This is a genomic window from Sphingomonas sp. Leaf407 (genome assembly GCF_001425385.1).
In the GTDB taxonomy this organism is placed as follows: domain Bacteria; phylum Pseudomonadota; class Alphaproteobacteria; order Sphingomonadales; family Sphingomonadaceae; genus Sphingomonas.
On record NZ_LMQO01000003.1, the window covers coordinates 365827 to 390691 of the forward strand.

A 24865-nucleotide genomic window follows, 5' to 3' on the forward strand; every position below is an offset into this window, starting at 1 on the left:
CCTCCCGTCATGCCCGGTCGATCGCCGGAGTTCGCGGGGGCCAGCCTATGTCGGAAAAGCGCCGTCCGCCAGTGGGTTCAGGCGAGGCGACCGGCGGTTTCGCGGATGAGCGCGATCATGTTGGGAATGCCCTGCGTCCGGTTCGAGCTGAGCTGATTACGCAGGTCGAACGGGGCGAGGGCCGCGTCGACATCGGTGGCGAGGATCGCGGCGGGATCGCGGTCCTGCACCGTCGTCAGGACCAGCGCGATGATCCCCTTGGTGATCGCGGCGTTGCTGTCGGCGAGGAAGTGGAGCGTGCCGTCGTCCCGCGTCTGCGGATAGACCCAGACCGAGGCCGAACAGCCCCGCACCAGCGTCGCGTCGGTCTTGAGCGCGTCGGGCATCGGTTCCAACTGGCGGCCCAGATCGATCAGGAGCCGGTAGCGGTCGTCGCCGTCGAGAAAGTCATAGTCGTCGCGGATGTCGTCGATGCTCTGCATGGACGCCGCTATACCCGCTGCGCCCTACAGTTCCACCCCGGCGGCGATCGCTTCCAGCTTGCGGATGCGTTCCTTCAGGTCGGCGATCTCGATCCGGGTGCCGGCGTTGGGCACCGGGGCGCTGAACGGCTTGTCGCCCAGGCGCTGCTGCTGGAGCGAGAGCCAGCCGCGCCAGCCCGAGAGCATCGTGACCGAAACGATGGCGACCGCGCCGAGCGAGGTGAGGGCGAGCGCCAGGAGGAAGGTGGGGTTCATGGGGATCACGCTCCCTTGGGATCAGTTGAGGGGTTTGTCGCGCAGTCGGTCGATCTCGTCGGAGAGATCGACGCCGCGGTCGGTGATGATGCGTTCGAGGACGCGGACCCGCTGTTCGAGGCGTTCGGTCTGCGCGGCATATTGCGCGGCCTTTTCGGCAAGCGCGTTGGCTTCCACGGTCAGGCGGCGTTCGCGGTGTTCCAGCCATGGCTTGAACACCAGATTGGCGAGGATGGCGATGATCGGGATCGATACGCCGAGCAGCGGAATGAGAAGCGGACTCATCGACGTTCCTTTCAGTTCGCGCGGCCGCGCAGTTGTTCGATCTCACGGTCCAGCGAATGCGCGCCGTCGGTCACGATCCGCTCGACATTGGCGAGCCGGTCCTTGATCGAGCCGAGTTCGGCCTTCAATTGCGCGTTTTCCTGGCTGAGCAGGCGGACCCGTTCGACCGTCTGCGCGTCGGCTCCCTTGGGATAGACCGCCTGGCCCCATGCCCCGTCAAGGGGGTAGCCGTTCTTGACGCGCAGCCAGGTGGTGAAGATCCAGCCGCCGATCGCGGCGAGGCCGATGACGGTGGCGATGACGATCAGCGTGGAGGGGGGCATGGTCGAAACTCCTGTTCGGTTCAGTGCAGCGCGTCGATTTCGCGGGCGGTGCGGACGGCGGGGTCGGTGGCGATGCGTTCGAGGACGGCGATGCGTTCTTCGAGGCGCAGGACCTTGCCCTGCAACTGCTCGTTCTGCTGCGCCATCAGCAGCGCCTGCCGTTCGACGGCGATCCGGTCGCGGTTGCGGTGACGCTTGCCCTTGCCTTCATACTCGTCGTCCAGCGGATAGCCGTGCTTCGCGCGGATCGCCGTCTTCACGATGCCCGCCGCCATGACGATCGCGATGATCGCCAGCACGAACCCCGGTCCACCCCAACCCATCGTCTTACTCCCTCATTCGCGCCCCGGCGGGGACCGGATCAGCGCAGGCTGTCGATCTCGTCCGCCAGACGGGTGTTGCGGCTGGTATAATACATTTCAATATCGGCGAGGCGACGGTCGATGTCGCGGAAGGTCGAGCGCATTTCCGATGCGGTGCGCGTCGGGTTCGACCGTACGCCCTGCCAGAATTTCTCGTCCTCATGGCTGTCGTAGAGGCCGTAGGGCTTCTTCTGCGCCATCCAGGCGATCATGAAATAGGCGATGACCGTCCAGGGGAAGCCGCCGGCCAGCGTCAGCAGCACCGTGCCGATGCGGATCCACATGACCTCGACGCCGGTATAGTCGGCGATGCCGGCGCACACGCCCGACATCTTGCCATTCGCCTTGTCGACATAGAATTTCGTGCGTGCGCCGGACATCAGTCCCTCCGTGAATAATCGTGGTTGCGGAAATCATTTTCCGGGAAGTCCCGGCGTGGTGCCGAGGGGCGGAAGTCCGGGTTGTCGGCGGCGATGATCCGCTCGATCGTCTGGAGCCGCTCCTCGAGCCGCCGGGCGGTGAGGTGCATGTCGTCGAGCAGCCGTTCGTCCTCGTTCGTCAGCGTCGGCGACTGTTTCCACTTGGTGATATAGTGGAGGATCAGCCACGGCAGCCCGATGAACAGGACGCTGATGACGACCGCCACGGTCAGGAATTCGCCCATCGCGCTCAGCCCTCCCGGTTGAGGCGGGCCTTCAGCGCGGCCAGCTCGGCATCGATCTTGTCGGACGAGCGCAGCTCGGCGATCTCTTCCTCAAGGCTCTTGGGCGCCTGGCCCATGCCGGCGGCATCGGCGCGACCTTCGGCCAGATCGGCGCGGCGTTCCAGCACGTCGAAGCGGCTGAAGGCGTCGGCCGTCTTGCTGCCGGCATACATCTCGCGCAGCTTGGTGCGGTTGTTGGCGGTTTCCATCCGGGTCTGGATGGCGCTCTGCCGGGTCCGTGCCTCGCGCAGCTTGCTCTGCAGCTTGGCGATGTCGACTTCCGAGGCGCGCAGCGCATCGTCGAGCACGACGATCTCGCTGTTGAGCTGTTCGGCCATGTCGACCGCCTTCTGCCGTTCGACGAGCGCGGCCTTGGCCAGATCCTCGCGATCCTTGCTCAGCGCCAGCTCGGCCTTTTCGGTCCAGCTTTCCTGAAGCTTGTCGAGCTTGCCGATATGGCGGCGCATTTCCTTCTGGTCGGCGATGGTGCGCGCGGCGGACGCGCGGACCTCGACCAGCGTCTCCTCCATTTCGAGGATAATCATGCGGATCATCTTCGCGGGGTCTTCGGCCTTGTCGAGCAGGTCGGTGACGTTGGCGGCGATGATGTCACGGGTGCGGGAAAAGATACCCATCGGTTACTCCTGAAGGAATTGGGTGGCCGGAGCGGAACGGGGCAGAACCGCCCCGGCCTGCCGCGTCACGCCATGGGCGCTGCGGCAAGGGTGAAGGCGAACGGACCGGAAGCGGTCGTCAGCCCAAGGGCGAACAGGCTGACCACGATCGCACCGGCCATGCTGGCGAGCGACTGGGAAAGCGAGATGTTCGAGAGGTTGCGCATTGGGGGGTCTCCCTGAAACCTTTGTGTCGTGGCGCCCTGTGTCGGGCTTGTAAATTGCCTTGCAGGAGCCGTGCCAGTTTCAAAAATGGCAGTTTTGCGTCGGTTCTGGTCGCGGTGGATACGAGTGCGAAATGACGACTTGCGAATTGTTGGGAAATTACGCCACACATCCGCCCCATGGAACGTGCATCCCAGGTCGTCGGCCAGTCCGGCCCGTTTCTCGACGCGCTGGAGCGCGCCAGCCGTGCCGCCGCGCTCGATCGCCCGGTGCTGGTGATCGGCGAGCGCGGCACCGGCAAGGAACTGGTCGCCGAGCGGCTCCACCGCCTGTCAGGGCGGTGGGACCAGCCGCTGGTGGTGATGAACTGCGCCGCGCTGCCCGAAACGCTGATCGAGGCCGAACTGTTCGGGCATGAGGCGGGCGCGTTCACTGGTGCGACCAAGGCGCGCACCGGCCGGTTCGAGGAGGCCGATGGCGGTACGCTGTTCCTCGACGAACTGGGGACGCTGTCGATGGGGGCGCAGGAGCGGTTGTTGCGCGCGGTGGAATATGGCGAGGTGACGCGGATCGGATCGTCGCGGCCGATCCGGGTCGACGTGCGGATCGTGGCGGCGACCAACGAGCATTTGCCCGACCGGGTCGACAGCGGCACGTTCCGCGCCGATCTGCTCGACCGGTTGAGTTTCGAAGTGGTGACGCTGCCGCCGCTTCGCGCGCGGCCGGGCGACATCATGGTGTTGGCCGATTTCTTCGGGCGGCGGATGGCCGCCGAGATCGGGCGCGACGAATGGCCGGGGTTCGGCCCCAATGCGGTCGACCAGTTGATGGAGCATCGCTGGCCGGGAAATGTTCGCGAACTGCGCAATGCGGTCGAACGCTCGGTCTATCGCTGGGAACGGCCGGGGCCGATCGACCTGTGCGAGATCGATCCGTTCGCCTCGCCCTATCGCCCGCGCGGGGGGCCGGCGGCGACGCCTGCCGCCGTGGCGCCGGGCGCGGTGGCGGCGGAACCGGCCGAGCGCGACAATCCGGGCGACGACTTCAAGACGCGGGTCAACCGGTTCGAACGGCAGTTGCTGACCCGCGCGATGGCCGAGGCCCGCTATAACCAGCGGACGTGTGCCGATGCGCTGGGGCTGACCTATGACCAGTTGCGCCATGCGCTGAAACGCCATGGATTATTGGGGCAGGGGGGATAAGGGGCGGTTGCGTCTCGGCTCGCCGCTCCTAGATGTTGCCCGGACGTAACGACCGGAGCCAAGCCGTTCGAGCGGCGTTCGGTTGCTCGACGTTTTGTGCCCACAGGAGGACCCGATGGCATTCACCCTTCCCCCGCTGCCCTATGCCTATGACGCGCTGGAGCCGACGATCGACAAGGAGACGATGACGCTCCACCACGACAAGCATCATCAGGCCTATACCGACAAGCTGAACGAAGCGGTGTCGGAGGATGCGAGCCTCGAGGGCAAGTCGATCGAGGAACTGCTGGCGAATGTCGGCAGCGGGTCGGCCAAGCTGCGCAACAACGGCGGCGGCTATTGGAACCACATCTTCTTCTGGGAAACCATGAAGGGTGGCGGCTCGCAGCCGTCGGGCGCGCTCAAGGACGCGATCGACGACCAGTTCGGCGGGGTCGACGCGCTGAAGGAACAGTTCAACGCGGCGGGCGTGAACCAGTTCGGGTCGGGCTGGGCATGGCTGATCGTGGGAGCGGACGGCAAGCTCGCCATCACCTCGACGCCGAACCAGGACAATCCGCTGATGGACGTCGCGGCGGTGAAGGGCACGCCGATCCTCGCCAACGACGTGTGGGAGCATGCCTATTACGTCACCTATCGCAATGCGCGTCCGGCGTATCTCAAGGCGTGGTGGGACGTGGTCGACTGGGACAAGGTCGGCGAGCGGTATGACGCCGCGGTGAAGTGATTGTAAGCCCTCTCCCCTTGAGGGGAGAGGGTTGGGAGAGGGGGCTGTCCGCTGGGGCGGCCCCTTTTCTCCATGCGCTATGCCCGCCACCATCGTCATTCCGGCGAAGGCCGGAATCCATGGACGCGGGCGGATTCCACAAAGCCGCTACCACCCGACACAATGGATCCCGGCCTTCGCCGGGATGACGAGTGGCGGGCCGATGTTTCGCTCCAACGTCAGTCGGCCGGTGGCAGCGGCGCGTCCTTTTCCAGTTGCAACCCGTGGCGCAGCAACATCGGAATGTTCGCCCCGGCGAACAGCAGCGTCAGCGGGACCGCGCCCCACAGCTTGAACCCGACCCAGAAATCCCACGACGAGTGCCGCCACACGACCTCGTTCAGCACCGCCATGAATGCGAAGAAGCCGGCCCAGTTGATCGTCAGCTTGCGCCATCCGGTGGCGCTGAGCCCCGGATAGGCCGTCTCCAGCATCTGTTGCAGCAGCGGGCGGCCCGTCACCACCCCGAAGGTCAGGATCGAGGCGAACATCGCATAGACGATCGTCGGCTTCATCTTGAGGAAGGTATCGTCGCGGAAATAGAGCGTCAGCGCGCCGAACACGATGACGAGGCCCGCCGACAGCCACAGCATCGGCGAGACATGGCCGGTCTTCCATTTCGACACGATGATCGAGATCAGACTGGCGATCATGAACGCGATGCTGGCGATGATGACCTGCGCCAGCGAATCGACCATGTCGGGCAGCGACAGCTTCGACGCCAGTAGATTGGCGACGAAGAACACGCCGAGCGGCCCATAGTCGAGCGCCATGCGGAACAACGGCGAGGCGGGTTTCGGAGCGGTCGTCATTTGCGCACCCGTTCGACGCCGGCGATGATGCGGGATACTTCGTTGGCGTCGAAACCGCGCAGGTCGTCGGCCGTCTCGCCCACGCCGATCGCGTGGATCGGCAGGCCGAATTTCTCCGCCGCCGCGACCAGTACGCCGCCGCGCGCGGTCCCGTCCAGCTTGGTCATGACGAGGCCGGTGACGCCGGCCGTCTCCTTGAACACCTCGATCTGGTTGAGCGCATTCTGACCCGTAGTGGCGTCGAGCACGAGCACCACGTCATGCGGCGCGGCGGGATTGAGCCGGCCCAGCACGCGGCGGACCTTGGCGAGTTCGTCCATCAGCTCGCGCTTGTTCTGGAGGCGGCCGGCGGTGTCGACGATCAGCACGTCGATGCCGGTGGCGGTCGCCTGTTTCACCGCTTCATAGACGATGCCGGCGGCGTCGCCGCCTTCCGCCCCGCTGACGATCGGCACGCCGATGCGGTCGGCCCAGGTGCGAAGCTGGCCGATCGCGGCGGCGCGGAAGGTGTCGCCCGCCGCCAGCATCACGCCGTAATCCTGATCGACCAAGGTCTTGGCGAGCTTGGCGATGGTGGTCGTCTTGCCCGAGCCATTGACGCCGATGACGAGGATTACCTGCGGCCGGGGAAACGCCTCGATCTCGAGCGGGCGGGCGACCGGGGCCAGCACCTTCTCGATCTCCTCGGCGACCACCAGGCGGATGCCCAGTTCCTCCATGTTGCGTTCATATTGCCCGTCGGCCAGCCGGGCGCGGACCCGCGCGGCGGTGGCGGGGCCGAGGTCGGACGCGATCAGCGCTTCCTCGATCTCGTCCAGCGTCGCATCGTCGAGGCGTGCGGCAGAGAGGCCGACGAGGTTGCCGGTCAGGCGGTCGGAGGTTTTTTTCAGACCGCCGAGCAGGCGTTCGTGCCACGAAAGGCTCATAGGGGCATACCGATCAAGCGATCGCCTTCGACATGGGTGAGCCGCGCGGACACGATCGTGCCGGGCGGCGAGGGGGGAAGGAGGACGTCGGCGAAGCCGGGCGTGTGCCCGCGCGTGCCGGGCCGTTCGACGAGGATGGCGGCAGTGGTGCCGACCTGCCCCTGCAACCAGCGCTGACGCCGTGTGGCGGCGGCGGCGCGCAGGCGATCGGCGCGACCCTTGGCGACCGGTGGCGGCACCTGCGGCATCCGCGCGGCGGGGGTGCGGGCGCGGGGGCTGTAGGGAAAGATATGCGCGTGGACGATGTCGCAGTCGTCGATCAGCGCGAGGCTGTTCGCGGCCATCACCTCGTCCTCGGTCGGGAAGCCGGCGATGAGGTCGGCACCGATTGCGATCTCGCCGCGCGCGGTTTTGAGTCGGTCGACCAGCGCGACCGCATCGGCGCGGCTGTGGCGACGGCGCATGCGCTTGAGGACCATGTCGTCGCCCGCCTGGAACGACAGATGGACGTGCGGCATCACGCGCGGCTCGGTCGTCAGCAACTCGAACAGCAGCGGATCGATAACCGCCGGGTCGAGCGACGAGAGCCGTAGGCGGGCAAGCGCGGTGCGCGCGAGGATCGCCGCGACCAGACTGCCGAGGCGCGGCATGCCGGTCAGATCGTCGCCGTAGCTCGACAGGTCGACGCCGGTCAGCACGACCTCGCCATGGCCCGCATCGACCAGCGCCGCGACCTGCGCGACGATGCCGTCGATCGTGGCCGAGCGCGACGGGCCGCGCCCGGCGGGAATGGCGCAGAAGGTACAGGCGTGGTCGCACCCATTCTGCACCTCGACGAAGGCGCGGGTCTGGCCCGAGAACCCGGCCGACAGGTGCGGCGCGGTGTCGAGCACGCGGTCGATGGTGCGCACGACCACCGGATCGGTAGAGGCCCATGCAGCGGGTTTCAGCTTGTCCGAATTGCCGATCACCCGGTCGACTTCGGCCATGGCGGCGAAGGCGGCGGGATCGATCTGCGCGGCGCAGCCGGTGACGATCAGTTCGGCATCCGGCCGTTCGCGGCGCGCGCGGCGGATCGCGCGGCGGGTGCTGGCGACCGCATCGTTGGTGACGGCGCAACTGTTGACCACTACCGCGTCACGGGTCCCCAGCATCGCGCGGATCGCATCGCTTTCGGCGATGTTCAGCCGGCAGCCGAGCGTTATCATGGTGGGACCAACGGAGGATGGCATGGGCGGTGATCTAGGGACAGGCGCGGGGGAAGTCCACGCGGCAGCGAAGCAAGTGCTGGACTTCTGGTTCGACGAGGTGGGCGAGGGCCGGCATTTCGCCAAGGATGAGGCGATCGACCGGACGATCGCCGAGCGGTTCGGCGCGCTGCGCGACGCGGTACTGGCAAGCGAGGCGGCGGCGTGGCGCGACGACGAACATCATCTGCTCGCCGCCGTGATCCTGCTCGACCAGTTCTCGCGCAACATCCATCGTGGCAGTCGCCAAGCGTTCGCCGCCGATCCGCTGGCGCTCGAACTGGCGCTGATCGGGATCGCGCGGGGCGACGACCGCGAGTTTCAGCCGCTCGAACGCTCGTTCCTCTACATGCCGCTGATGCACAGCGAGGACCGGGGCGTAGCGCGCTTTTCGGTGCGCTGCTTCGAATCGCTCGGCAATGCCAGCAACCTGAAGTTCGCGCGCGACCATGCCGCCGTGATCGATGCCTATGGCCGCTATCCGTCGCGCAATGCCGCGCTCGGCCGGGTGTCGACCGACGCCGAGCAGGCGTATCTCAGCCGACCAGACGCCGGCTGGTGATCGTCGGCACGTCGGGATCGCTGCCGCCGCGCAGCAGTCCGCGTGCCCCCAGCATCCGCCTTGTATCGGCGATCGAGGTCGGGCGGCCGTACGCCCAGCCCTGACCCTTAACGCAGCCGAGCGCCGCCAGCCGTTCGGCAATGGCGGCGCTCTCGATCCCCTCGGCGGTGACGGGGAGGTTCAGGCTGTCGCCCAGACCGATGATCGCCTTCACGATCGCCGCCGAATCGGCGCTGTCGAGCAGCGACAGGACGAAGCTCTTGTCGATCTTGATCCGGTCGAACGGCAGCGCGCGCAGATGGGCGAGGCTGGAATAGCCAGTGCCGAAATCGTCGAGCGCGACGCGGACGCCCTGATTCTTCAGGCTGCCGATGATCGACTGGGCGAGCGCCAGATTGTCGAACAGCGCGCTTTCGGTGATCTCCACCTCCAGCCGGTTGGGCGCGAAACCGGCCTCGATCGTCGCCTTGATGATCTTTTGCGCCAGCCATGCGTCGCGCAACTGGACCGGCGAGATGTTGATCGACAGCGACAGCCCCGGGTCCCAGTCGCGCGCGGCGGCGAATGCCTGTCGCATGATCGACAGCGATAGGTCGCCGATCAGCCCGGTTTCCTCCGCCACGGGAATGAAGCGGTCGGGGGTGATCTCGCCATGCGTCGGATGGGTCCAGCGCGCCAGCACCTCGAAGCCGGTCAGCCGGCCGCTCGCCAGATCGACCTGCGCTTCGAAACAGGGCGTGACCTGCCCGGCAGGGATAGCGATGCGCAGTCCGCTCTCCACATCGTTGCGGTCGTTCAGCGCGCGTTCCATCGCCCGGTCGAACCACGCATAGCGATTGCGGCCGCCTTTCTTTGCCCCATACATCGCGATGTCGGCCGAGCGCATCAGTGCGTCGATCGTCGCGCCGTCGCTGTCCGACCGGGCGATGCCGATCGACGCGGTGATGTGGCAGCGTAGGCCATCGGCCTCGACCGGCTGCGCGAGCGATTCGACCAGCCGACGCGCGATCGCGTCTACGGTTTCGGGATGGCGCGCGTCGAACACAAAGGCGCAGGCGAATTCGTCTCCGCCGAACCGCGCGGTGAGCGCGGCGGGCGGCATGGCGGCGGCGATGCCGATCGCGACGCTGCGCAGCACCGCATCGCCCGCGACATGGCCATGCATGTCGTTGACGGTCTTGAAATGGTCGAGATCGACGATCAGCAGCGCGACCGCCATCTTGCGCCGCGCCGCGAACGACAGCAGCGCCGCACCCGATTCGCCCAGGCTGCGGCGATTGAGGAAGCCGGTCAGCGGATCGCGCGCGGCGAGCAGTTGCGCGCGTTCCTCGGCGGCGGCGCGCAGGCGAACCTCCTCGCTCAAGGCGCGGTGGCGGAACCAGCCGAACAGGATCAGCGCCATGTTGAGCAGGAGGGCCACGACCAGCGACCGCTCGATCGGCGGTCCACCGGCGAAACGATAGGCCACGGCGCTCGACACCACCGCCGCGCCGACGCCCAGAAACAGGAGGGTTGCCGCCGCGCTGAAGACGAGCGCCCACCATTGCCGCCGCTCAGGGGGCGACGGATCGGGTGCGACGTCGATGACGCGGGGGCGGTCCGGTTCCATGCGGCGACAAGGATGCCGTCCGAGGAGTATAGAAGTTGTTAAGAAGCTGTTTGGGACCTCGTGGAAGCACGAGTTCCGAGCCGGCACCGCAGGACGCGCATCAACGCATTCCGCCGGCGGGTTGCATGGCGCGACCCTTTGGGGTAGGGGAGCGGATCGTTTCTTCCGGGAAGCGTTCAGCATTGCCGCCCATGGGCGACGCCGGCCGACGAGGTTTCGTCCGCCGGCGTGTTTTGCTTGAGCCTTTTCTGGGGGTGTCAGGATGGAGTGGTCCGCGTGTTCGAGAGTCTGAGTGACCGGCTGGGAGGGGTGTTCGATCGCCTGCGCGGTCGCGGCGCGCTGACCGAGGCCGATGTGCGGACCGCGATGCGCGAAGTCCGCGTGGCGCTGCTCGAAGCCGATGTCGCGCTGCCGGTCGCCCGCCAGTTCGTCGACAAGGCGACCGAGGCCGCCGTCGGCCACAACGTGCTGCGATCGATCACGCCGGGGCAGCAGGTCGTCAAGATCGTCCACGACGCGCTGGTCGACATGCTGGGGCCGGACACCGCCGAGCTGGACGTCGACGTCACGCCGCCCGCCGTCATCATGCTGGTCGGCCTGCAAGGGTCGGGCAAGACGACGACCACCGCCAAGCTCGCCAAGCTGTTGAGCAAGCGCGAGGGCAAGAAGGTGCTGATGGCGTCGCTTGACGTCAATCGCCCGGCGGCGCAGGAACAGTTGGCGGTGCTGGGCACGCAGGTCGAGGTCGCGACGCTGCCGATCTTGGCAGGCCAGCAGCCGGTCGACATCGCCCGGCGTGCGCTGCAATCGGCGAAACTGCAGGGCTATGACGTCGTCATGCTCGACACCGCGGGCCGGCTGCACGTCGACCAGGCGCTGATGGACGAGATGAAGGCGGTGTCCGACATCGCCCGTCCCAACGAAACGCTGCTGGTCGTCGACGCGCTGACCGGTCAGGACGCGGTCAACGTCGCGCAGAACTTCTCGGATCAGGTGCCGCTGACCGGCGTGATCCTGACGCGGATGGACGGCGATGCGCGCGGCGGCGCCGCGCTGTCGATGCGCGCCGTTACCGGCAAGCCGATCAAGTTCGCCGGCACCGGCGAGAAGCTCGACGCGATCGAGCCGTTCCATCCCAAGCGCGTCGCCGGCCGTATCCTCGGCATGGGTGACGTCGTCTCGCTGGTCGAGAAGGCGGCGGAATCGATCGAGGCCGAGGATGCCGAGCGCATGGCCGGGCGGCTCGCCAAGGGCCAGTTCGACATGAACGACCTGCGCGGGCAACTGGCGCAGATGCGGCGGATGGGTGGTCTGGGCGCGCTGGCGGGCATGATCCCCGGCATGAAGAAGGCGCAGGCGGCGATGGCGTCGGGCGCGATGGACGAAAAGATCCTGCTGCGCATGGACGCGATGATTACGTCGATGACGGTCAAGGAACGCGCCAAGCCCGAACTCATCAACGCCAAGCGCAAAATCCGCATCGCCAAGGGTTCCGGCACCACGGTGCAGGACATCAACAAGCTGCTCAAGATGCATCAGGAAATGCAGTCCGCGATGAAGAAGCTCAAGAAGATGGGCGGCATCAAGGGCATGATGGCGATGCTGGGCAAGGGCGGTCCGGGCGGCGGCATGGCTGGCCTTGGCAATGCGCTGGGCGGACAAGGCTTGGGCGATCTGCTCGGCAAGGCGGGGGGCGAGATGCCCGGCCTGCCGGGGCTGGGCAGCGGCATGGGCGGGAAGGGCGGCATGCCGCAGCTTCCCCCCGGCTTCGGCAATCTCATCAAGAAGAAGTAACCGCCGGCAACGATCCGGCTTACACGAACCAACGAAGGAAGAAGACTCACATGGCACTCAGCATCCGTCTGTCGCGTGGCGGCTCGAAGAAGCGTCCCTATTATCGCATCGTCGTTGCCGATGCGCGTAGCCCGCGCGACGGCCGCTTCATCGAGAAGATCGGCACCTACAACCCGCTGCTCGGCAAGGAAGACGAGAAGCGCGTCGTGCTCGACGCCGAGCGTGCGACCCATTGGCTGGGCGTCGGCGCACAGCCGACCGACCGCGTCGCCCGCTTTCTCGACAAGGCCGGCGTGAAGGAACGCGCTGCCCGCGACAACCCCAACAAGGGCAAGCCGGGCGAGAAGGCCGTCGAGCGCGCCGAGGAGCGCGCCGAAAAGGCGAAGGCCGCCGAAGAAGCCGCCAACGCTCCCGCCGAAGCATAAGGGCATCGTCCCGCGTCCGCCGCATGTCGGCGGACGCGGGCAGCCTTTGGTCGCGCCTGCGCGTTATCGCCTGTCCCACGACAGGAGCATGGCCGCATGACCGACCCGGAAACCAGCCCAGCGCATGACGACGACGCCACCAACCAGGGCCGTTCGGCGGAAGACCCCGCCGAAGGCCGCGACGACGCCCCCGAAGGCGACGCAGACTCCCCCGGATAAGCCGGGCGGCGGCGAGCGGCGGGTGGTGCTCGCCGCCATCGCCGGTGCCCATGGGCTGAACGGCGAGGTGCGGCTGAAGCTCTTCACCGACGATCTGTCCAGCTATTCGCGACTGAACGGCGGTGCGTTGACGCTCCAGTCGGTGCGTCCGGCGACCAACGGCGTCATCGGCCGCTTTCGCGAGATCGCCGATCGGACGAAGGCCGAGGCGATGCGTGGCACCGAGCTGTGGATCGGCCGCGACGAACTGCCCCCGCTTGGCGAGGGCGAATATTATCACGCCGATCTGCTCGGCCTGCCGGCGGTGTCGACCACCGGTGAGGCGCTGGGACAGATTGTCGCGATCGACGATTTCGGCGCGGGCGACGTGATCGAGATCGAACGGCCGACGGGCAAGCGCTTCATGGTGCCGATGCAGCCGCATGCGGTGCCCGAATGGAACGACGACCGGCTGGTGGTCGAGGCGATCTTCGCCGCTGAATAGCGCGTCAGTCGCCGGCGAGGCTGGCGGCGAAGGCGGCGCGGATGTCCGCCGGGGCATCCGACAGCCGCCGGGCGAGCCGCTGGCGCAAGCCCGTGTCGGCACAGGCCGACCCGCGTTCCATGCTCCAATAGCCGAATTCGCGCGCCGCGACGCTCCGGTCGGAGAGGATGCGGATGTCGTGATGCCGCCGATCGGCGGCGATCCGGGCATAGGCGTTGGCAACGCTGTCCGCCGGACCTTCGAGCACTTGCAGGAAATGGCCGTCGTTGAACCACAACAGTCCGGTGATCCCGTCGACCGCATTGTTGTGCCGCGATTGCTGCAGAATGTCGTCGAGATCGATAGGGTCGCCGCACAGGCTGGTGTAGAAAATCTGGCGCAGGGGAACGTTGGTCACCCGAAAGGAATAGGATCGCGTCCGGGCAGGATCAAGAGCGCGGACCGTCCGCTCAGAACCCCGGCGCTGTCAACGGCCAGCCGAGCCCGAGCATCAGCCGCACGCCGATCCAGCCGGCGACGACAAGCACGACGCCGGCGCTGTCCGGTAAGCATATCCTGATCGAAGCGGCATGGATGCCGGCCAACACCGCCTCCATGGAGCAATGTCAGCGATCGAGCTGATGCATGCGCCAAGGGAATATCTGGTGGTAGCGTACGGGCGAAAGCAAGTCGTGGGGACCGGGCGCTATCGCCCGCGCGGTTTGGGCGGATCGGGGGGCGGCGGGCCGATGTCGGCGTCGGGGTCGATCGCTTTCGTCAGCAGGCGGCCGACGAACGTCACCGGATCGGCTCCGCGCTTGTAGCCGTATGCTTCCATCTCGCGGCGGGCGCAGCGCCCTTGCCCGGCGAAGATGCCGCAGCCTTGCCGGAACGGATCGGTCGTGGCGGTGCGGGCGGGTTCGCCCGCCACCGCCCCCTCGGCGAAGGGTTCGCGCGGGGTAGCGAGGGGCAGGCGGTGGCGGCGGTCGTCGCGGGCGCAGACGACCAATGTGTCGGGATCGGTCGAGCGGCATTCGTCGGCGGCGGCGCGTTCGGCGGCGGCGGCGAGGATGCGGTCGATCGACTGGGCGGCGGCCGGGGCGGGGAGTAGCGCAAGCGTCGTCAGCAGCCAGCGCATCGTGCGGTCTCCGGTCGTCGTCGGTGCCGCGACGATAGGCCGACGTCCCGATGGCGGCAACCGCTCAGCGGCGCAGCGGGTGGCGTTCGGACAGCAGGTTGCGGATCGTGGTGGCGGCGACGCCGGCCTCGCCCATCGCGTGGCTGATCTGGTCGAGGCCCTTCACCACATCGCCCGCCGCGAACAGGCCGGGGATCGAGGTGCGCTGGTGATCGTCGACCTCGAGGCAACCGTCCGCCGTCGCGGCGGCTCCCGCCGCCACCGCCAGTTCGGACCGGATGTGTGAGCCGAGCGCCGGGTAGACGCTGTCGAAGCTCCGGTCGCCCGCCGCGGTGCGGACGACGAACCGGTCGCCGTCGATGCGATAGTCGCCGCACGGCCCGTCGACCCGCTCGATCCCGGCGGCGTCGAGCGCGGCGAGACAGGTGTCGTCGAGGTCGTGGTCGCTGTCGGGCGCGATCAGCGTGACGTCGGCGGTAAAGCCGCGCAGGAACAGCGCCTCGCGCATGCCATGGTCGCTGGTGCCGATCACGCCGACGCGGGCGTCGGTGACTTCATAGCCGTCGCAGATCGGGCAGTAGCGCAGCAGTCCGCGGCGCAGCGCCTCGTCATGGACGGCGTTGGTCAGGCCGCGCGGGCGGTGGTTCACCACCCCGGTCGCCAGCAGCACGGTGCGGCCGCGCGTGGCGCCGGTGGCGGTGTGGACGACGAAGTCCTCGCCGTCGCGCTCGATCGCGGTGACGCTCGCCGCCTCGCAGGTTGCACCGTACATCGCGGCCTGGTCGTGCATCCGTTTCAGCAGCTCGGTGCCGGCGATGCCGCCGGGGAAGCCGGCGTGATTGTGGGTGCGCGGGATCAGCGCCGCGCGGCTGGAGCCGCAGTCGAACATGCGGATCGAGAGGTGGAAGCGCGCGAGATAGATCGCGGCGGTGAGGCCAGCGGGGCCGGCGCCGATGATGATGCAGTCCGCCGGTGCTTCGGGCATGTCGTTCCATTCGTATTGGTACGGGCGCAAATGGTGCGCGCGGCCTTTCGTTCCCGGTCGCATGCTGGCAGGGGAGCGGCCATGAGTTTCGCCGCGACCGTCCTGACCCTCTATCCCGAGATGTTTCCCGGACCGCTCGGCGTGTCGCTCGCCGGGCGGGCGTTGCGCGAAGGGCGTTGGTCGCTCGACACGGTGCAGATCCGCGACTTCGCGACGGACCGGCACAAGTCGGTCGACGATACCCCGGCGGGGGGCGGCGCGGGGATGGTGCTGCGCGCCGATGTGCTGGCCAGCGCGCTCGACAGCGTCGCGCCCGGGCGGCCGGTGCTGGCGATGACGCCGCGTGCGCCGCGACTGACGCAGGCGCGGGTGCGGACGCTGGCGGAAGGGCCGGGCGCGGTCATTCTGTGCGGGCGGTTCGAGGGGTTCGACGAGCGGCTGTTCGAGGGGCGCGCGATCGAGCCGGTGTCGATCGGCGACTATATCCTGTCGGGCGGCGAGATGGGCGCGCTGGTGCTGCTCGACGCTTGCGTTCGGCTGCTTCCCGGCGTAATGGGCGCGGCTTCCAGCGGTGTCGAGGAAAGCTTCGAAAGCGGCCTCCTCGAATATCCGCAGTACACCCGTCCCAATGAATGGGAGGGGCGCACGATCCCGCAAGTGTTGCGATCGGGGGATCATGCGAGGATCGCCGCGTGGCGCAGGTCACGTTCGGAATCCGACACACGGCTATGGCGGCCGGACCTGTGGGAGCGTCATGTCGACGCTCGGGTCCAGTCGCCCTCTGGCGCGCACGACAAAGACGAAGGTCACAAGCAATGAACCTCCTCCAGACGCTCGAAGCGGAACAGATCGCCAAGTTCCTCGAATCGAAGTCGATCCCCGATTTCCGCGCCGGCGACACCCTCAAGGTCGGCGTGAAGGTCGTCGAAGGCGAGCGTACCCGCGTGCAGAACTACGAAGGCGTGTGCATCGCCCGGTCGAACGCCGGCATGGGTTCGTCGTTCACCGTCCGCAAGATGAGCTTCGGCGAAGGCGTCGAGCGCGTTTTCCCGCTGTATTCGCCCAACATCGATTCGATCGAGGTCGTGCGTCGCGGTGTCGTGCGTCGCGCCAAGCTGTATTATCTGCGTGGCCGCACCGGCAAGTCGGCGCGTATCGCCGAGCGTCGCGATCCGCGCCCGGCCAAGGCGACCGCCGCCGAGTAATCGGCGGGGCACCTGCCCGGTGAATGCGGGGGCGTGGCGACCATGGTCGCCGCGCCCCTTTTTCATGGTCGCCGGCTGATCGAGCAGGGCGATCGATCGCGCCGGGAACCGCCAAAGTTTACAAAGTTTACACTAACCACGTATGTCGCACGTCAGCAGGGCGGCGCTGCCTGTCCGACCAGCGCGACGGGATCGGCGACGCTGGCCAGTTCGGGAGCCTCGACGCGGAGGTGTGCGGTGCCGCTGCGCCATTGTGCCCGCCACCAGTCGTTGCCGGCCGCGACGTCGATGCGTGGCAGCAGCGTCCGTGCGTGATGCAGCAGTTCGTCGGGCGGGATCAGCGCCCGGTCGTCGGCCAGCGCATGCGACAGGTCCTTGGCGATCACGACGTTCGTCGCCTTCGGCATGTCGGTCGCGCGTTGCGCCAGATCGGCGAGCAGGTTGCGCCGTGCCGCATCCCATTCGCCCGGCGTGAAGCCGGTGGTGGCGAGCGCGCAGGTCGTCCGGCGCAGCGCCTGCGCTGCCGCTTGCCATTGCCCCTCGGCGAAATAGTCCCAGACCATGATCTGGCGATGCCCCTGTTCGCCGTTTTCGATGAACACCCCGCGCTTGCCCGGCGGATTGCCGGGTTCGAGCGCGGCCAGCCGGTCGCCGACCGCACGGGTGAGCAGCAGGTCCATCAGTTGCGCGCGGCGTTGCTGGTCGCGCGAGGCGGGCGGGGCGGGCGTCGGCATCACCACGGCGAGCAGGGCCGCGCGGCGACCGTCGGCGCGGGTGGCGACGCTGACCGGGCCGATCCGCTCGGGCCGGAACTGCGGATAGCGGGCGGGCCGCGACGGCGGCGCGGTCTGTGCCCAGTGTCCGAAATGCCGTTCGATCAGCGATCGTATCGCGGCTGGTTCGACATCGCCGACGATGACGAGCATCATGTTTTGGGGCTGGTAGAGCCGGTGATACAGCTCCCGGATCGTGGCGACGCTGGCGGTCGGTACGTCGTCGGAGTTTTGCGCTTCGAGCAGATCGTTGGGCGAACCTGGCGCGACCGCTGCGATATAATCGGCATAGATGGCGTTGCCCTGCCGTTTGTCGGCCATTTCGGCGATGACCGAGGCACGTTCGCCATCGACCGCGTCGGCGCGAAAGGTCAGGTCGCTCGCGGCTTCGCGCAGCAGCGCGACGGTGGCTTCCAGATCGGCCGGCGAGCGCGTTTTGGTGGAGAGGAAATAATTGCTCTCGCGCCAGCTCGTCGTCGCGACCTCCGGGGCGGGAAAGGTGTGTTGCAGCCCGATGCGGATGAAGTGATCGCGATCGTCGGGCGATCCGCGCGTCGGGCTGTGGAACACGACATGCTCGATCAGATGGGCAAGGCCGCGCTCGCCGGGGCGGCGTTCGGCGATGAAGCCGCCCTCGTTGCGCATCAATATGCCGACGCCCGGTTCGCCGCCGCGCCGGGGCAGGATTGCGAAGCGGACGCCGTTGCGCAACCGGCCGGTGACGGGCATGCCCCATCCGCCCGGCGGCACCGTCGCGCGGGCGGACGGCTGGCGCGCGCGCGGGGCGGCGTCGGCGGTGACGCAGCACGCGACGAGCGGGAGGACACCGAGCGCCATCGACAACCAGTTTCGCATTCGTCGCAGTCTCCAGACGGATCGCCTATCCAGCCCCGTGGTGCTGGAGATTTGGGGCAGGATCGTGACGGAGGGCGACCCTATCGATCGTCGGCGCTGTAGGACAGCGGTCCACACCGGGGCGTGGCGTCAATGCTAGGGCCGATCGACATTCAGCTATTCCGGTGTAGTTCGTCGTCGAAAACACCACCCTCCCTTGTCACCCCGGACTTGTTCCGGGGTCCACCTAGCCGCGAACGCTGTCGCAAGTGCTTCGAGCGGCATCGATCGCTGCACTGTGGACCCCGGAACAAGTCCGGGGTGACGGAAATGTTCTTCGCTGGCGTCACGGCCGACTGAATGTCGATCGGCCATAGTAGAGCGACATCGCCACGACGAACAGTCCGATGCCGAGGATCGAGAACGCACCGCCGAACACGAGCGCGCCGGAGATACCGGCTTTGGTCCGTCCGTGACGGAGATCGTCGATCGATCGGCGCAGGCAATACAGCTGGGTCCAGACCAGCAGCGCAAGGCAGGATCAACGGTCGGCTTCGGCAGGGGAGATCTGCCCTACACACCCTCACGTCATCCCCGCGCAGGCGGGGATCCATATACGTCGACGGCGGTGATGGAACCGAACCCGCAGCGTCTATGGGTTCCCGCCTGCGCGGGAACGACGAAAAGGGGCGGCATTGGCTGAATGTCGATTCGGTCTGGCGCGACAATCAGCCATTCGGTCATGCGGGAGTCACGGCCGCCGCCCCGTACCAACCGAAACACCGCTCGGCCGCCGCGACCGCGCGTGCGGTCCAATCGGCGCCGGTGGCGGCAGCGTCGATCGCGGCGCGGATCGTGCGCCAGTCGCCGGCACCGTGCCCGGCGGCGAGATAGGCTCGCGGGAGGTCGGGAGCGACGCTGCGGGCGAGCATTACCCCGCCCAGCCGCGATCCCTCGACGACGTAGAACATGCCCCATGCCGCCGCCGGATCGTGCGGAAGGCTGACGGCCATCGGCGCGGGCATGGCGAGGCCGAGCGCGGCGAGATCGGCGGCGAGCACGGGGGTGCGCGGGTGGAAGCCGGGCAGGGCGGGGCAGGCCGCCAGTGCCACCTCGACCGGCGGCAGGATGCGGGCGTGGGCGGTGAGGAACGCGGCATAGCCGGCGCGGTCGGTCAGGTCGAAGCGGGCATAGGCGGCGTCGACCGCGTCATGCGCCGCCGCCGTCGCCGCGCGCAGCGCCTGGGAAGCGGTCATGCGTCCTCGGGCACGCCCACGGGTGCGGAGACGATGAAGCGCAGCCCCGGCGCATTATCGATCTCCTCGATCGTGCCGTCGAGCCGCTGGACCATCGCGTTCAGCATGCGGGTGCCGAAGCCCTGCCGCGTGCCGAGCCGGCCCTGCCCCCGGTCGGCGACGGTCAGGCGGAAGCGGTTGCGGAACTGCTCCAGCGTCACCGCGATCGGGCCGGGCTTGCCGTCATAGGCGTATTTCTGGGCATTGATGACCAGTTCGACGAGGATCAGCCCGACCTGTACCGCCGCATCGGCGTTGATGAGCATCGGCGCCACGTCCATCGTCAGGCGCCCGCGCCATTCGTCGCCCATCGACCCCTGCATCTCGCCCAGCAGATCCTCGATATAGCGGCCGAGGTCGACGGCGGTGACGGTGTCGTCCGAATAGAGCCGGCGATGGACCAGCGCGACCGCCGACAATCGCCGCTGCGCTTCGGTCAGGTGGCGGGTCAGCGTCTCGTCATTCTCGGCATTGGCCTGCATCGCGAGGAAGGCGACGACGAGTTGCAGGCTGTTCTGGACGCGGTGGTTGACCTCCTTGATGAGTGTGTCCTGTTGCGCCAGCAGCACGTCCTTGTCGGCGACCGCGCGGTTCAGTTCGCGGTTGAGATCGGTGATGCGGCGGCGCTGGCGCAGGTCGAAGAACATCCGCGACAGGCGGTGCGCGCCCTCGATCTCGGCATTCGACCATGGCCGGGCCCAGCCGCGGATTTCCTCGCTCCACGCCTCGAACGAAGCGCGCGGGGTGAGGTGCTCGCCCGGTGCCACGGCGACCGCCTTGTGCGGGTTGCCGGCCCATTTGACGGTCTGCAATTCCTCGGCGCGGAACCACAGCAGGACGACCGGTTCGTCGACCGAGAGGACGATGGCGAGCAGGCCGCTCGCCAGATCGCGATAGGCGCGGGCGGCGGGCAGGCGTTGTTCGAGGCTGGCGGTGTGGAGCGGGCTGACCCCCTGTCGCCGGACCCATGCCGATATATCGGCGATGTCCTCGCGCGCGGGCACATGGCCGGTGGTGTGGAGCGAGGTTCCCCGATGGAGCGCGAAACCGTCCGCGCCGAGCATCCGTTGCAGCTCGTGGCCGACCAGCGCGGCGAGCTGATCGGGATCGCCGTCCTGCGCCAGCCGCAGGCCAAGCGCATCCTCGGCGGCGCGCAGGCGCAGGCGTTCGCGATAGTCGGCGGCCTCTTCCTTGGCCCGTATCTGTTGCGCGAGGGTGGCGGCGACCAGCTCGCAGGTCTTGCGCTGGAGCCACGACAGCGCGCGCGGGCTACGGTGGTGGCAGGCGACGAGGCCCCACAGCACCCCGTCCTTGACGATCGACACCGAGGCGGAGGCGGCGACGCCCATGTTGTGGAGATACTGGATATGGATCGGCGAGACGGCGCGGATGCCGACATCGCTCAGGTCGACCTGCGCCAGCGCCGAATCGGACGCGACGATCGGCGCGGGGGCATAGCCGACGTCGGGGATCACCCGCACCCGGTTGCGGATATAGAGCGCGCGCGCCTGTCGCGGAATGTCGGAGGCGGGGAAATGGTGGTTGAGGAAGCTGCCCATGCCATCGGCATGGCGTTCGGCGACGACCTTGCCCGAATCATCGTCGAGGAAGCGATAGATCATCACCCGGTCGAACCCGGTCAGATCGGCGAAGATCGCCGCGGCGCGCGCCGCCAGATCCTCCAGATCGATCGCGCGCGAAAACTCCTCCGCGCCGCGCGCGATCCACGCCAGCGCGTCGTCGGTGCCCGGCGCGCCGGGGGTGCGCGGTTCGAGTTCGATCAGCCAGTGGCGCCCCTCGCGGTGGGCGACCGCCGACCGGTCGCCGCCGATCAGCGGCGTCAGCGTGTGGGTGGTGCCGTCGCCCGCGAGGATCGCGACCCCGGCCTCGCCGAACACGGCGGCGAGCGACGTGTTCCACCAGACGGTGCCGACCAGCGGGGCATAATCGCCCGCCGCGCCGACGACCATCAGGCTGTCGGCATCGGCGATCAGCAGCACGCCGTGCGGCTGGATCGCGCCGGGGACATGGATCGCCTCCCGGTCGCAGGCCGTCAGGTCCTGCCCCAGCGCGGAGGGCGATCGCGCGTCGACCGGATCGAAGGGGGTATGCACTTCAGGAATCGTCGCCAAACCCGCGCCTTTCCACAACATGTCGTGCCCGCCCGATATGCCGGCGAGGGTCGTACCATTTTCGTGATATACCGCTTCTTATCATCCGACGCCGGTCGGTCCATCCAGTACCTGACGGACGCGGGCGGCAAGGTCGACGCGCTTGTACGGTTTGTTGATGAGATCGAATTCGGTGCCGCGCGCATCGACCCGTTCGATCGACGCCTCGGCATAGCCGGTGGTGAGCAGGATCTTCAGGCGCGGGCGCTGCCGCCGCGCCTCGCGCGCCAGCATCACCCCGTTCATGCCGCCGGGCATGATGAGGTCGGTGAACAGCAGGTCGATCGGCCGGCCGCTTTCGAGGATGGCGACCGCGTCGGGACCGTTCGAGGCGCGCAGGATGCGATAGCCGAAGTCGCCGAGGATCGCCTCCGCCAGATCGCCGACGTCGCTCTGGTCCTCGACCACCAGCACGGTTTCGCTGCCCTGCGATTCGGCTTCGGCGCGCGGCATGCGCTGGCCGAGCGGATCGGCTGCGCTGTCGACGGCGGGAAAGAGCAGGCGGATGGTCGTGCCCTTGCCCTCCTCCGATTCGATGCGCAGCGCGCCGTTCGACTGTTTCATGAAGCCATAGACCATCGACAGGCCGAGGCCGGTGCCCTTGCCCTGATCCTTGGTCGTGAAGAATGGTTCGGTCACGCGGTCGCGGATGGCGGCGGGAATGCCGGTGCCGGTGTCGCTGATCGCCAGTTCGATATAGTCGCCGCTGGCCACGTCGCCGAAACCGGCGTCGGACGGGTCGATCCGCGCCTTTTCGACGATGATGCGCACGGTGCCGCCGCCAGGCATCGCGTCGCGGGCGTTGAGCAGGATGTTGAGGATCGCCGTTTCCGCCTGCACCGGATCGATCCGCGCGTTGCAGTGCGAGCCGCAGCGCGTCAGTTCGATTGCCAGATGCGCGGTGCCGATGGTGCGTGCGAACAGCGGCATCATCGAATCGACCAGATCGTCGACGTTGACGACACGGCCCTGCAACTTCTGCCTGCGCGAAAAGGCGAGAAGCTGCTGCGTCAGCCCGGCACCACGTTCGGCCGCCTGCATCACCGCCTTCAGCGAGCGGCGCGCGCGGGCGGGATCGATCGGCCGGTCGTCGGCGCGGTCGATCTGGTTGAGCAGCATGTCGGTGAACCCCTGGATCACCGTCAGCAGATTGTTGAAATCATGCGCGATGCCGCCGGTGAGCTGCCCGACCGCCTCCATCTTCTGCGCCTGGCGCAAGCCGTCCTCGGCATCGCGCCGGCGGCTGACGTCGAGCTGCGAGGCGAAATAATAGCGGACCTTGTCGTTCTTGTCGAAGACCGGCGAGATGAACAGCGCGTTCCAGAAGGCGCTGCCGTTCTTCTTGTAGTTCAGCACCTCGACCGAGGTTTCGCGCTGCTGTTCGATCGCGCGGCGAATCTCGTCGATGGTGTCGCGATCGGTTTCCGGCCCCTGCAACAACCGGCAGTTCCTGCCGATCAGTTCGTCCCAGCCATAGCCGGTCATCGAGAGGAACGCCGGGTTGGCGAAGATGATCGGATTGTCGGGCAGGTTGGGATCGGTGACGGTCATCGGCATGCGCGTCGTCTTGACCGCCGCGAAGAAGATTTCGTTGTTCGGATCGCGCATGTCGTCGTTGGCTTGCGCCAGATGCGGCGGCGGACCGCCCGTCGCGCCCGTTTCGGTATTCGCAGGGCTCGCCATGGGGGTACTCTACCGGTTCGAAACTTCCCGTCAAAGCCGCTGGCGTACCGTTTTGTTCCGCGTGCGATACGGACCTTTGCCCGCGATCGGAACGTTTTGCCGACATGAATCCCGTACGCCACGCCATCGCCACCCAAGTCCGCGCCCTTACCGGCGCGGGCGATGGCGCGATTGACCTGATCCGCGCGCCGGGCGACGACGGGCTGTTCGGGCCGGGGTCGGTAAGCTGGCGGGTGCATGGCGATTTCTCGTCGATGATGATCGGCGGCACCGCCGCGCTGTTGATGCAGATGCTGCATCCAGGTGCCTTGGCCGGGGTGTGGGATCACAGCGATTTCCGCCGCGACATGCTCGGCCGGCTGAAGCGCACCGCGCAGTTCATCGCCGCCACCACCTATGGCGGGACCGCCGAGGCCGAGCGGCTGATCGGGCGGGTGCGCACGATCCACGATCACGTCCATGGGGTGCTGCCCGACGGCACGGCGTACAGCGCGAACGACCCGCATCTGCTGACATGGGTGCATGTCGCCGAGGTCGACTGTTTCCTGCGCGGCTATCTGCGCTACCGCGATCCGATGCTGTCGCGCGCCGATCAGGACCGGTATTTCGCCGAGAATGTCGTGGTGGCGCGGGCGCTGGGGGCCGTGGACGTGCCCGACAGCCGGGCGGCGGTCGACGCCTATCTGCTCGGCATGCGCCGCGAATTGCGCTTCGACCACCGGACGCAGGCGGTGCGCGATGCGCTGGTGAAGCAGCCGCTGAAAAGTCCGTTCCTACGCGGGTTCGGCGCGATCAATGCGGCGGCGGCGATCGACCTGCTGCCGCCATGGGCGCGGGCGATGCTGGAACTGGATGCCGGCAGCGCCGGGGCGCGGGTCGCGGCGCGCACGGGCGCGCAGGGGATGGCGCGGGTGTTGCGCTGGGCGTTGAACGGGTCGGCGTCGGAGAAGACGGCGCGGGCGCAGGGGTAGGCGGATGTCTGCTACAGCGTAGTTGCCGAGATTGGGAAGTTCTGCCACAAACTTTCCAATCTGGAGCGCAGCATGGCGAATTTAAGCTTTCAGATTGATGAGGGTGGGCTACGCCCAGCGCTACTCGGCATGACACGTTCACAAGTCGACAAAGTTCTTGGCGATCATCCGAAAGTAGATCGTGCAAGCCTTAACGGTGAAGAGGCATTCCGCTACCATGGCAACCACGTCCGGGTCGTGTTTCGGCACGATCGCGCCGTCGAGGTCGCCCTTGTCCCACCGGTGGACGTTACCTTTCGAGGACGCTCAATTTTCTCGAATAGCGAGATTTGGCGTGACTTGGCCGAGCTCGACGGAGATGCAAAAGAAACACTCGGATTTATTGTCCTTTGCAACTTAGGTTTGACACTTACTGGGTTTCATGACGGCGACAGCGCTCAACTGGCGGTAACGGCGTTCGAATACGGTCGTTGGGATGCGCTGAAGGATCAAATGCGTCGCCTTCGCCAATGAGCGGTCGTTCTGCGATCCATCGA

At 67.5% G+C, this 24865-nt stretch carries 32 protein-coding genes; 11 read left to right on the plus strand and 21 right to left on the minus strand.

Features of this window, described 5'->3' with window-relative positions; translation table 11 throughout:
- Window positions 1–77: 77 nt before the first annotated feature.
- The 9 genes from ASG37_RS11125 to ASG37_RS17680 form a co-directional block, all read right to left on the minus strand.
- Entirely contained in the window at window positions 78–482 is a 405-nt protein-coding gene (locus ASG37_RS11125; protein WP_055759754.1) for a SufE family protein, read from the minus strand.
- Window positions 483–506: 24 nt separating this feature from the next.
- The gene (locus tag ASG37_RS11130) at window positions 507–737 is read right to left on the minus strand and encodes a hypothetical protein (protein ID WP_055759755.1); all 231 of its coding nucleotides are present in this window, start codon (window positions 735–737) and stop codon (window positions 507–509) included.
- A 21-nt stretch (window positions 738–758) separates the two neighbouring features.
- Window positions 759–1022 (minus strand): hypothetical protein, encoded by a 264-nt coding sequence (locus tag ASG37_RS11135; protein ID WP_055759756.1) that lies wholly within the window; start codon window positions 1020–1022, stop codon window positions 759–761.
- Window positions 1023–1033: 11 nt separating this feature from the next.
- Window positions 1034–1345: a hypothetical protein gene (locus ASG37_RS11140; RefSeq protein WP_055759759.1), complete on the minus strand. Its 312-nt coding sequence runs from the start codon at window positions 1343–1345 to the stop codon at window positions 1034–1036.
- Between the two features lie 20 nt (window positions 1346–1365).
- Window positions 1366–1668 (minus strand): hypothetical protein, encoded by a 303-nt coding sequence (locus ASG37_RS11145; protein ID WP_055759762.1) that lies wholly within the window; start codon window positions 1666–1668, stop codon window positions 1366–1368.
- Window positions 1669–1706: 38 nt separating this feature from the next.
- Window positions 1707–2087: an envelope stress response membrane protein PspC gene (pspC, locus tag ASG37_RS11150; RefSeq protein ID WP_055759767.1), complete on the minus strand. Its 381-nt coding sequence runs from the start codon at window positions 2085–2087 to the stop codon at window positions 1707–1709.
- Window positions 2087–2371: an envelope stress response membrane protein PspB gene (pspB, locus tag ASG37_RS11155; protein ID WP_055759770.1), complete on the minus strand. Its 285-nt coding sequence runs from the start codon at window positions 2369–2371 to the stop codon at window positions 2087–2089. The genes pspC and pspB overlap by 1 nt, the downstream gene beginning before the upstream one ends.
- Before the next feature lie 5 nt (window positions 2372–2376).
- Window positions 2377–3045, minus strand: coding sequence for a phage shock protein PspA (gene pspA / locus ASG37_RS11160; RefSeq protein ID WP_055759773.1), 669 nt, complete (start codon window positions 3043–3045; stop codon window positions 2377–2379).
- Window positions 3046–3110: 65 nt separating this feature from the next.
- Window positions 3111–3251, minus strand: a complete 141-nt coding sequence (locus ASG37_RS17680; protein ID WP_156349126.1) for a hypothetical protein — start codon at window positions 3249–3251, stop codon at window positions 3111–3113.
- Window positions 3252–3428: 177 nt separating this feature from the next.
- Here ASG37_RS17680 and pspF point away from each other — a divergent pair, with 177 nt between their 5' ends.
- On the plus strand, window positions 3429–4451 hold the full coding sequence (gene pspF / locus ASG37_RS11165) for a phage shock protein operon transcriptional activator (protein ID WP_055759777.1): 1023 nt from the start codon (window positions 3429–3431) through the stop codon (window positions 4449–4451).
- 115 nt (window positions 4452–4566) lie between these two features.
- Window positions 4567–5178, plus strand: a complete 612-nt coding sequence (locus ASG37_RS11170) for a superoxide dismutase (protein ID WP_055759781.1) — start codon at window positions 4567–4569, stop codon at window positions 5176–5178.
- Window positions 5179–5396: 218 nt separating this feature from the next.
- Here the strand turns inward: ASG37_RS11170 and ASG37_RS11175 are convergent, their stop codons facing one another.
- The 3 genes from ASG37_RS11175 to mtaB are packed head-to-tail and all read right to left on the minus strand — an operon-like array spanning window position 5397 to window position 8163.
- Complete coding sequence (locus ASG37_RS11175) at window positions 5397–6029, minus strand: septation protein A (protein WP_082448254.1); 633 nt, start codon at window positions 6027–6029, stop codon at window positions 5397–5399.
- Window positions 6026–6955, minus strand: coding sequence for a signal recognition particle-docking protein FtsY (gene ftsY / locus ASG37_RS11180; protein WP_055759784.1), 930 nt, complete (start codon window positions 6953–6955; stop codon window positions 6026–6028). The genes ASG37_RS11175 and ftsY overlap by 4 nt, the downstream gene beginning before the upstream one ends.
- A complete protein-coding gene (gene mtaB, locus ASG37_RS11185) occupies window positions 6952–8163 on the minus strand; it encodes a tRNA (N(6)-L-threonylcarbamoyladenosine(37)-C(2))-methylthiotransferase MtaB (RefSeq protein ID WP_414888117.1) in 1212 nt (403 codons plus the stop codon). The genes ftsY and mtaB overlap by 4 nt, the downstream gene beginning before the upstream one ends.
- Between mtaB and ASG37_RS11190 the strand changes: the two genes are divergently transcribed.
- Window positions 8162–8764, plus strand: a complete 603-nt coding sequence (locus ASG37_RS11190) for a DUF924 family protein (RefSeq protein WP_235525189.1) — start codon at window positions 8162–8164, stop codon at window positions 8762–8764. The genes mtaB and ASG37_RS11190 overlap by 2 nt on opposite strands.
- Here ASG37_RS11190 and ASG37_RS11195 read toward each other — a convergent pair.
- Window positions 8739–10373, minus strand: coding sequence for a putative bifunctional diguanylate cyclase/phosphodiesterase (locus ASG37_RS11195; RefSeq protein WP_055759794.1), 1635 nt, complete (start codon window positions 10371–10373; stop codon window positions 8739–8741). The two genes, ASG37_RS11190 and ASG37_RS11195, sit on opposite strands and share 26 nt — an antisense overlap.
- 276 nt (window positions 10374–10649) lie before the next feature.
- On the opposite strand from ASG37_RS11195, the gene ffh reads away from it, so the two are divergent.
- The 4 genes from ffh to rimM all read left to right on the plus strand — a co-directional run bounded on the left by ffh (window position 10650) and on the right by rimM (window position 13295).
- Window positions 10650–12167, plus strand: a complete 1518-nt coding sequence (gene ffh / locus ASG37_RS11200) for a signal recognition particle protein (protein ID WP_055760531.1) — start codon at window positions 10650–10652, stop codon at window positions 12165–12167.
- 50 nt (window positions 12168–12217) lie between these two features.
- Window positions 12218–12592, plus strand: a complete 375-nt coding sequence (gene rpsP, locus ASG37_RS11205) for a 30S ribosomal protein S16 (RefSeq protein WP_055759797.1) — start codon at window positions 12218–12220, stop codon at window positions 12590–12592.
- Window positions 12593–12688: 96 nt separating this feature from the next.
- The gene (locus ASG37_RS18145) at window positions 12689–12811 is read left to right on the plus strand and encodes a hypothetical protein (RefSeq protein WP_268795739.1); all 123 of its coding nucleotides are present in this window, start codon (window positions 12689–12691) and stop codon (window positions 12809–12811) included.
- A 22-nt stretch (window positions 12812–12833) separates the two neighbouring features.
- Window positions 12834–13295: a ribosome maturation factor RimM gene (rimM, locus tag ASG37_RS11215; RefSeq protein ID WP_055759801.1), complete on the plus strand. Its 462-nt coding sequence runs from the start codon at window positions 12834–12836 to the stop codon at window positions 13293–13295.
- 4 nt (window positions 13296–13299) lie between these two features.
- Here the strand turns inward: rimM and ASG37_RS11220 are convergent, their stop codons facing one another.
- The 4 genes from ASG37_RS11220 to ASG37_RS11230 form a co-directional block, all read right to left on the minus strand.
- On the minus strand, window positions 13300–13692 hold the full coding sequence (locus tag ASG37_RS11220) for a BLUF domain-containing protein (protein WP_235525190.1): 393 nt from the start codon (window positions 13690–13692) through the stop codon (window positions 13300–13302).
- Between the two features lie 52 nt (window positions 13693–13744).
- Window positions 13745–13891 carry a hypothetical protein gene (locus tag ASG37_RS17685; RefSeq protein ID WP_156349127.1) on the minus strand — a complete coding sequence of 49 codons (147 nt, stop codon included), beginning with the start codon at window positions 13889–13891 and terminating at the stop codon, window positions 13745–13747.
- 89 nt (window positions 13892–13980) lie between these two features.
- Window positions 13981–14412, minus strand: coding sequence for a hypothetical protein (locus ASG37_RS11225; RefSeq protein ID WP_055759804.1), 432 nt, complete (start codon window positions 14410–14412; stop codon window positions 13981–13983).
- A 64-nt stretch (window positions 14413–14476) separates the two neighbouring features.
- Window positions 14477–15397 carry an NAD(P)/FAD-dependent oxidoreductase gene (locus ASG37_RS11230; RefSeq protein ID WP_055759808.1) on the minus strand — a complete coding sequence of 307 codons (921 nt, stop codon included), beginning with the start codon at window positions 15395–15397 and terminating at the stop codon, window positions 14477–14479.
- A gap of 81 nt (window positions 15398–15478) precedes the next feature.
- Between ASG37_RS11230 and trmD the strand changes: the two genes are divergently transcribed.
- Together trmD and rplS are read left to right on the plus strand one after the other, a co-directional pair.
- Window positions 15479–16216: a tRNA (guanosine(37)-N1)-methyltransferase TrmD gene (gene trmD / locus ASG37_RS11235; RefSeq protein ID WP_055759811.1), complete on the plus strand. Its 738-nt coding sequence runs from the start codon at window positions 15479–15481 to the stop codon at window positions 16214–16216.
- Window positions 16213–16602, plus strand: a complete 390-nt coding sequence (gene rplS, locus ASG37_RS11240; protein WP_055759814.1) for a 50S ribosomal protein L19 — start codon at window positions 16213–16215, stop codon at window positions 16600–16602. The genes trmD and rplS overlap by 4 nt, the downstream gene beginning before the upstream one ends.
- 152 nt (window positions 16603–16754) lie before the next feature.
- Here the strand turns inward: rplS and ASG37_RS11245 are convergent, their stop codons facing one another.
- From ASG37_RS11245 to ASG37_RS11260, 4 genes are all read right to left on the minus strand, one after another.
- On the minus strand, window positions 16755–18230 hold the full coding sequence (locus ASG37_RS11245) for a M16 family metallopeptidase (RefSeq protein WP_055759817.1): 1476 nt from the start codon (window positions 18228–18230) through the stop codon (window positions 16755–16757).
- A gap of 719 nt (window positions 18231–18949) precedes the next feature.
- On the minus strand, window positions 18950–19465 hold the full coding sequence (locus ASG37_RS11250; protein ID WP_055759820.1) for a hypothetical protein: 516 nt from the start codon (window positions 19463–19465) through the stop codon (window positions 18950–18952).
- Window positions 19462–21636 (minus strand): histidine kinase dimerization/phosphoacceptor domain -containing protein, encoded by a 2175-nt coding sequence (locus ASG37_RS11255; protein WP_235532991.1) that lies wholly within the window; start codon window positions 21634–21636, stop codon window positions 19462–19464. Before ASG37_RS11255 ends, ASG37_RS11250 begins: the two co-directional genes overlap by 4 nt.
- Before the next feature lie 81 nt (window positions 21637–21717).
- Window positions 21718–23358: a histidine kinase famiy protein gene (locus tag ASG37_RS11260; protein ID WP_082448260.1), complete on the minus strand. Its 1641-nt coding sequence runs from the start codon at window positions 23356–23358 to the stop codon at window positions 21718–21720.
- 104 nt (window positions 23359–23462) lie between these two features.
- Between ASG37_RS11260 and ASG37_RS11265 the strand changes: the two genes are divergently transcribed.
- Together ASG37_RS11265 and ASG37_RS17690 are read left to right on the plus strand one after the other, a co-directional pair.
- Window positions 23463–24329: an oxygenase MpaB family protein gene (locus tag ASG37_RS11265; protein ID WP_055759823.1), complete on the plus strand. Its 867-nt coding sequence runs from the start codon at window positions 23463–23465 to the stop codon at window positions 24327–24329.
- 129 nt (window positions 24330–24458) lie between these two features.
- The gene (locus tag ASG37_RS17690; protein ID WP_156349128.1) at window positions 24459–24842 is read left to right on the plus strand and encodes a hypothetical protein; all 384 of its coding nucleotides are present in this window, start codon (window positions 24459–24461) and stop codon (window positions 24840–24842) included.
- Window positions 24843–24865: the final 23 nt, after the last annotated feature.

Excerpts from the sequence above, each read along its gene's own strand:
- ASG37_RS11125 (WP_055759754.1), bottom strand. The coding sequence starts at position 482 with ATGCAGAGCATCGACGACATCCGCGACGACTATGACTTTCTCGACGGC.
- ASG37_RS11130 (WP_055759755.1), bottom strand. The coding sequence starts at position 737 with ATGAACCCCACCTTCCTCCTGGCGCTCGCCCTCACCTCGCTCGGCGCG.
- ASG37_RS11135 (WP_055759756.1), bottom strand. The coding sequence starts at position 1,022 with ATGAGTCCGCTTCTCATTCCGCTGCTCGGCGTATCGATCCCGATCATC.
- ASG37_RS11140 (WP_055759759.1), bottom strand. The coding sequence starts at position 1,345 with ATGCCCCCCTCCACGCTGATCGTCATCGCCACCGTCATCGGCCTCGCC.
- ASG37_RS11145 (WP_055759762.1), bottom strand. The coding sequence starts at position 1,668 with ATGGGTTGGGGTGGACCGGGGTTCGTGCTGGCGATCATCGCGATCGTC.
- pspC (WP_055759767.1), bottom strand. The coding sequence starts at position 2,087 with ATGTCCGGCGCACGCACGAAATTCTATGTCGACAAGGCGAATGGCAAG.
- pspB (WP_055759770.1), bottom strand. The coding sequence starts at position 2,371 with ATGGGCGAATTCCTGACCGTGGCGGTCGTCATCAGCGTCCTGTTCATC.
- pspA (WP_055759773.1), bottom strand. The coding sequence starts at position 3,045 with ATGGGTATCTTTTCCCGCACCCGTGACATCATCGCCGCCAACGTCACC.
- ASG37_RS17680 (WP_156349126.1), bottom strand. The coding sequence starts at position 3,251 with ATGCGCAACCTCTCGAACATCTCGCTTTCCCAGTCGCTCGCCAGCATG.
- pspF (WP_055759777.1), top strand. The coding sequence starts at position 3,429 with ATGGAACGTGCATCCCAGGTCGTCGGCCAGTCCGGCCCGTTTCTCGAC.
- ASG37_RS11170 (WP_055759781.1), top strand. The coding sequence starts at position 4,567 with ATGGCATTCACCCTTCCCCCGCTGCCCTATGCCTATGACGCGCTGGAG.
- ASG37_RS11175 (WP_082448254.1), bottom strand. The coding sequence starts at position 6,029 with ATGACGACCGCTCCGAAACCCGCCTCGCCGTTGTTCCGCATGGCGCTC.
- ftsY (WP_055759784.1), bottom strand. The coding sequence starts at position 6,955 with ATGAGCCTTTCGTGGCACGAACGCCTGCTCGGCGGTCTGAAAAAAACC.
- ASG37_RS11190 (WP_235525189.1), top strand. The coding sequence starts at position 8,162 with ATGGTGGGACCAACGGAGGATGGCATGGGCGGTGATCTAGGGACAGGC.
- mtaB (WP_414888117.1), bottom strand. The coding sequence starts at position 8,163 with ATGATAACGCTCGGCTGCCGGCTGAACATCGCCGAAAGCGATGCGATC.
- ASG37_RS11195 (WP_055759794.1), bottom strand. The coding sequence starts at position 10,373 with ATGGAACCGGACCGCCCCCGCGTCATCGACGTCGCACCCGATCCGTCG.
- rpsP (WP_055759797.1), top strand. The coding sequence starts at position 12,218 with ATGGCACTCAGCATCCGTCTGTCGCGTGGCGGCTCGAAGAAGCGTCCC.
- ASG37_RS18145 (WP_268795739.1), top strand. The coding sequence starts at position 12,689 with ATGACCGACCCGGAAACCAGCCCAGCGCATGACGACGACGCCACCAAC.
- ASG37_RS17685 (WP_156349127.1), bottom strand. The coding sequence starts at position 13,891 with ATGGAGGCGGTGTTGGCCGGCATCCATGCCGCTTCGATCAGGATATGC.
- ASG37_RS11225 (WP_055759804.1), bottom strand. The coding sequence starts at position 14,412 with ATGCGCTGGCTGCTGACGACGCTTGCGCTACTCCCCGCCCCGGCCGCC.
- ASG37_RS11230 (WP_055759808.1), bottom strand. The coding sequence starts at position 15,397 with ATGCCCGAAGCACCGGCGGACTGCATCATCATCGGCGCCGGCCCCGCT.
- trmD (WP_055759811.1), top strand. The coding sequence starts at position 15,479 with ATGAGTTTCGCCGCGACCGTCCTGACCCTCTATCCCGAGATGTTTCCC.
- rplS (WP_055759814.1), top strand. The coding sequence starts at position 16,213 with ATGAACCTCCTCCAGACGCTCGAAGCGGAACAGATCGCCAAGTTCCTC.
- ASG37_RS11245 (WP_055759817.1), bottom strand. The coding sequence starts at position 18,230 with ATGCGAAACTGGTTGTCGATGGCGCTCGGTGTCCTCCCGCTCGTCGCG.
- ASG37_RS11250 (WP_055759820.1), bottom strand. The coding sequence starts at position 19,465 with ATGACCGCTTCCCAGGCGCTGCGCGCGGCGACGGCGGCGGCGCATGAC.
- ASG37_RS11260 (WP_082448260.1), bottom strand. The coding sequence starts at position 23,358 with ATGGCGAGCCCTGCGAATACCGAAACGGGCGCGACGGGCGGTCCGCCG.
- ASG37_RS11265 (WP_055759823.1), top strand. The coding sequence starts at position 23,463 with ATGAATCCCGTACGCCACGCCATCGCCACCCAAGTCCGCGCCCTTACC.
- ASG37_RS17690 (WP_156349128.1), top strand. The coding sequence starts at position 24,459 with ATGACACGTTCACAAGTCGACAAAGTTCTTGGCGATCATCCGAAAGTA.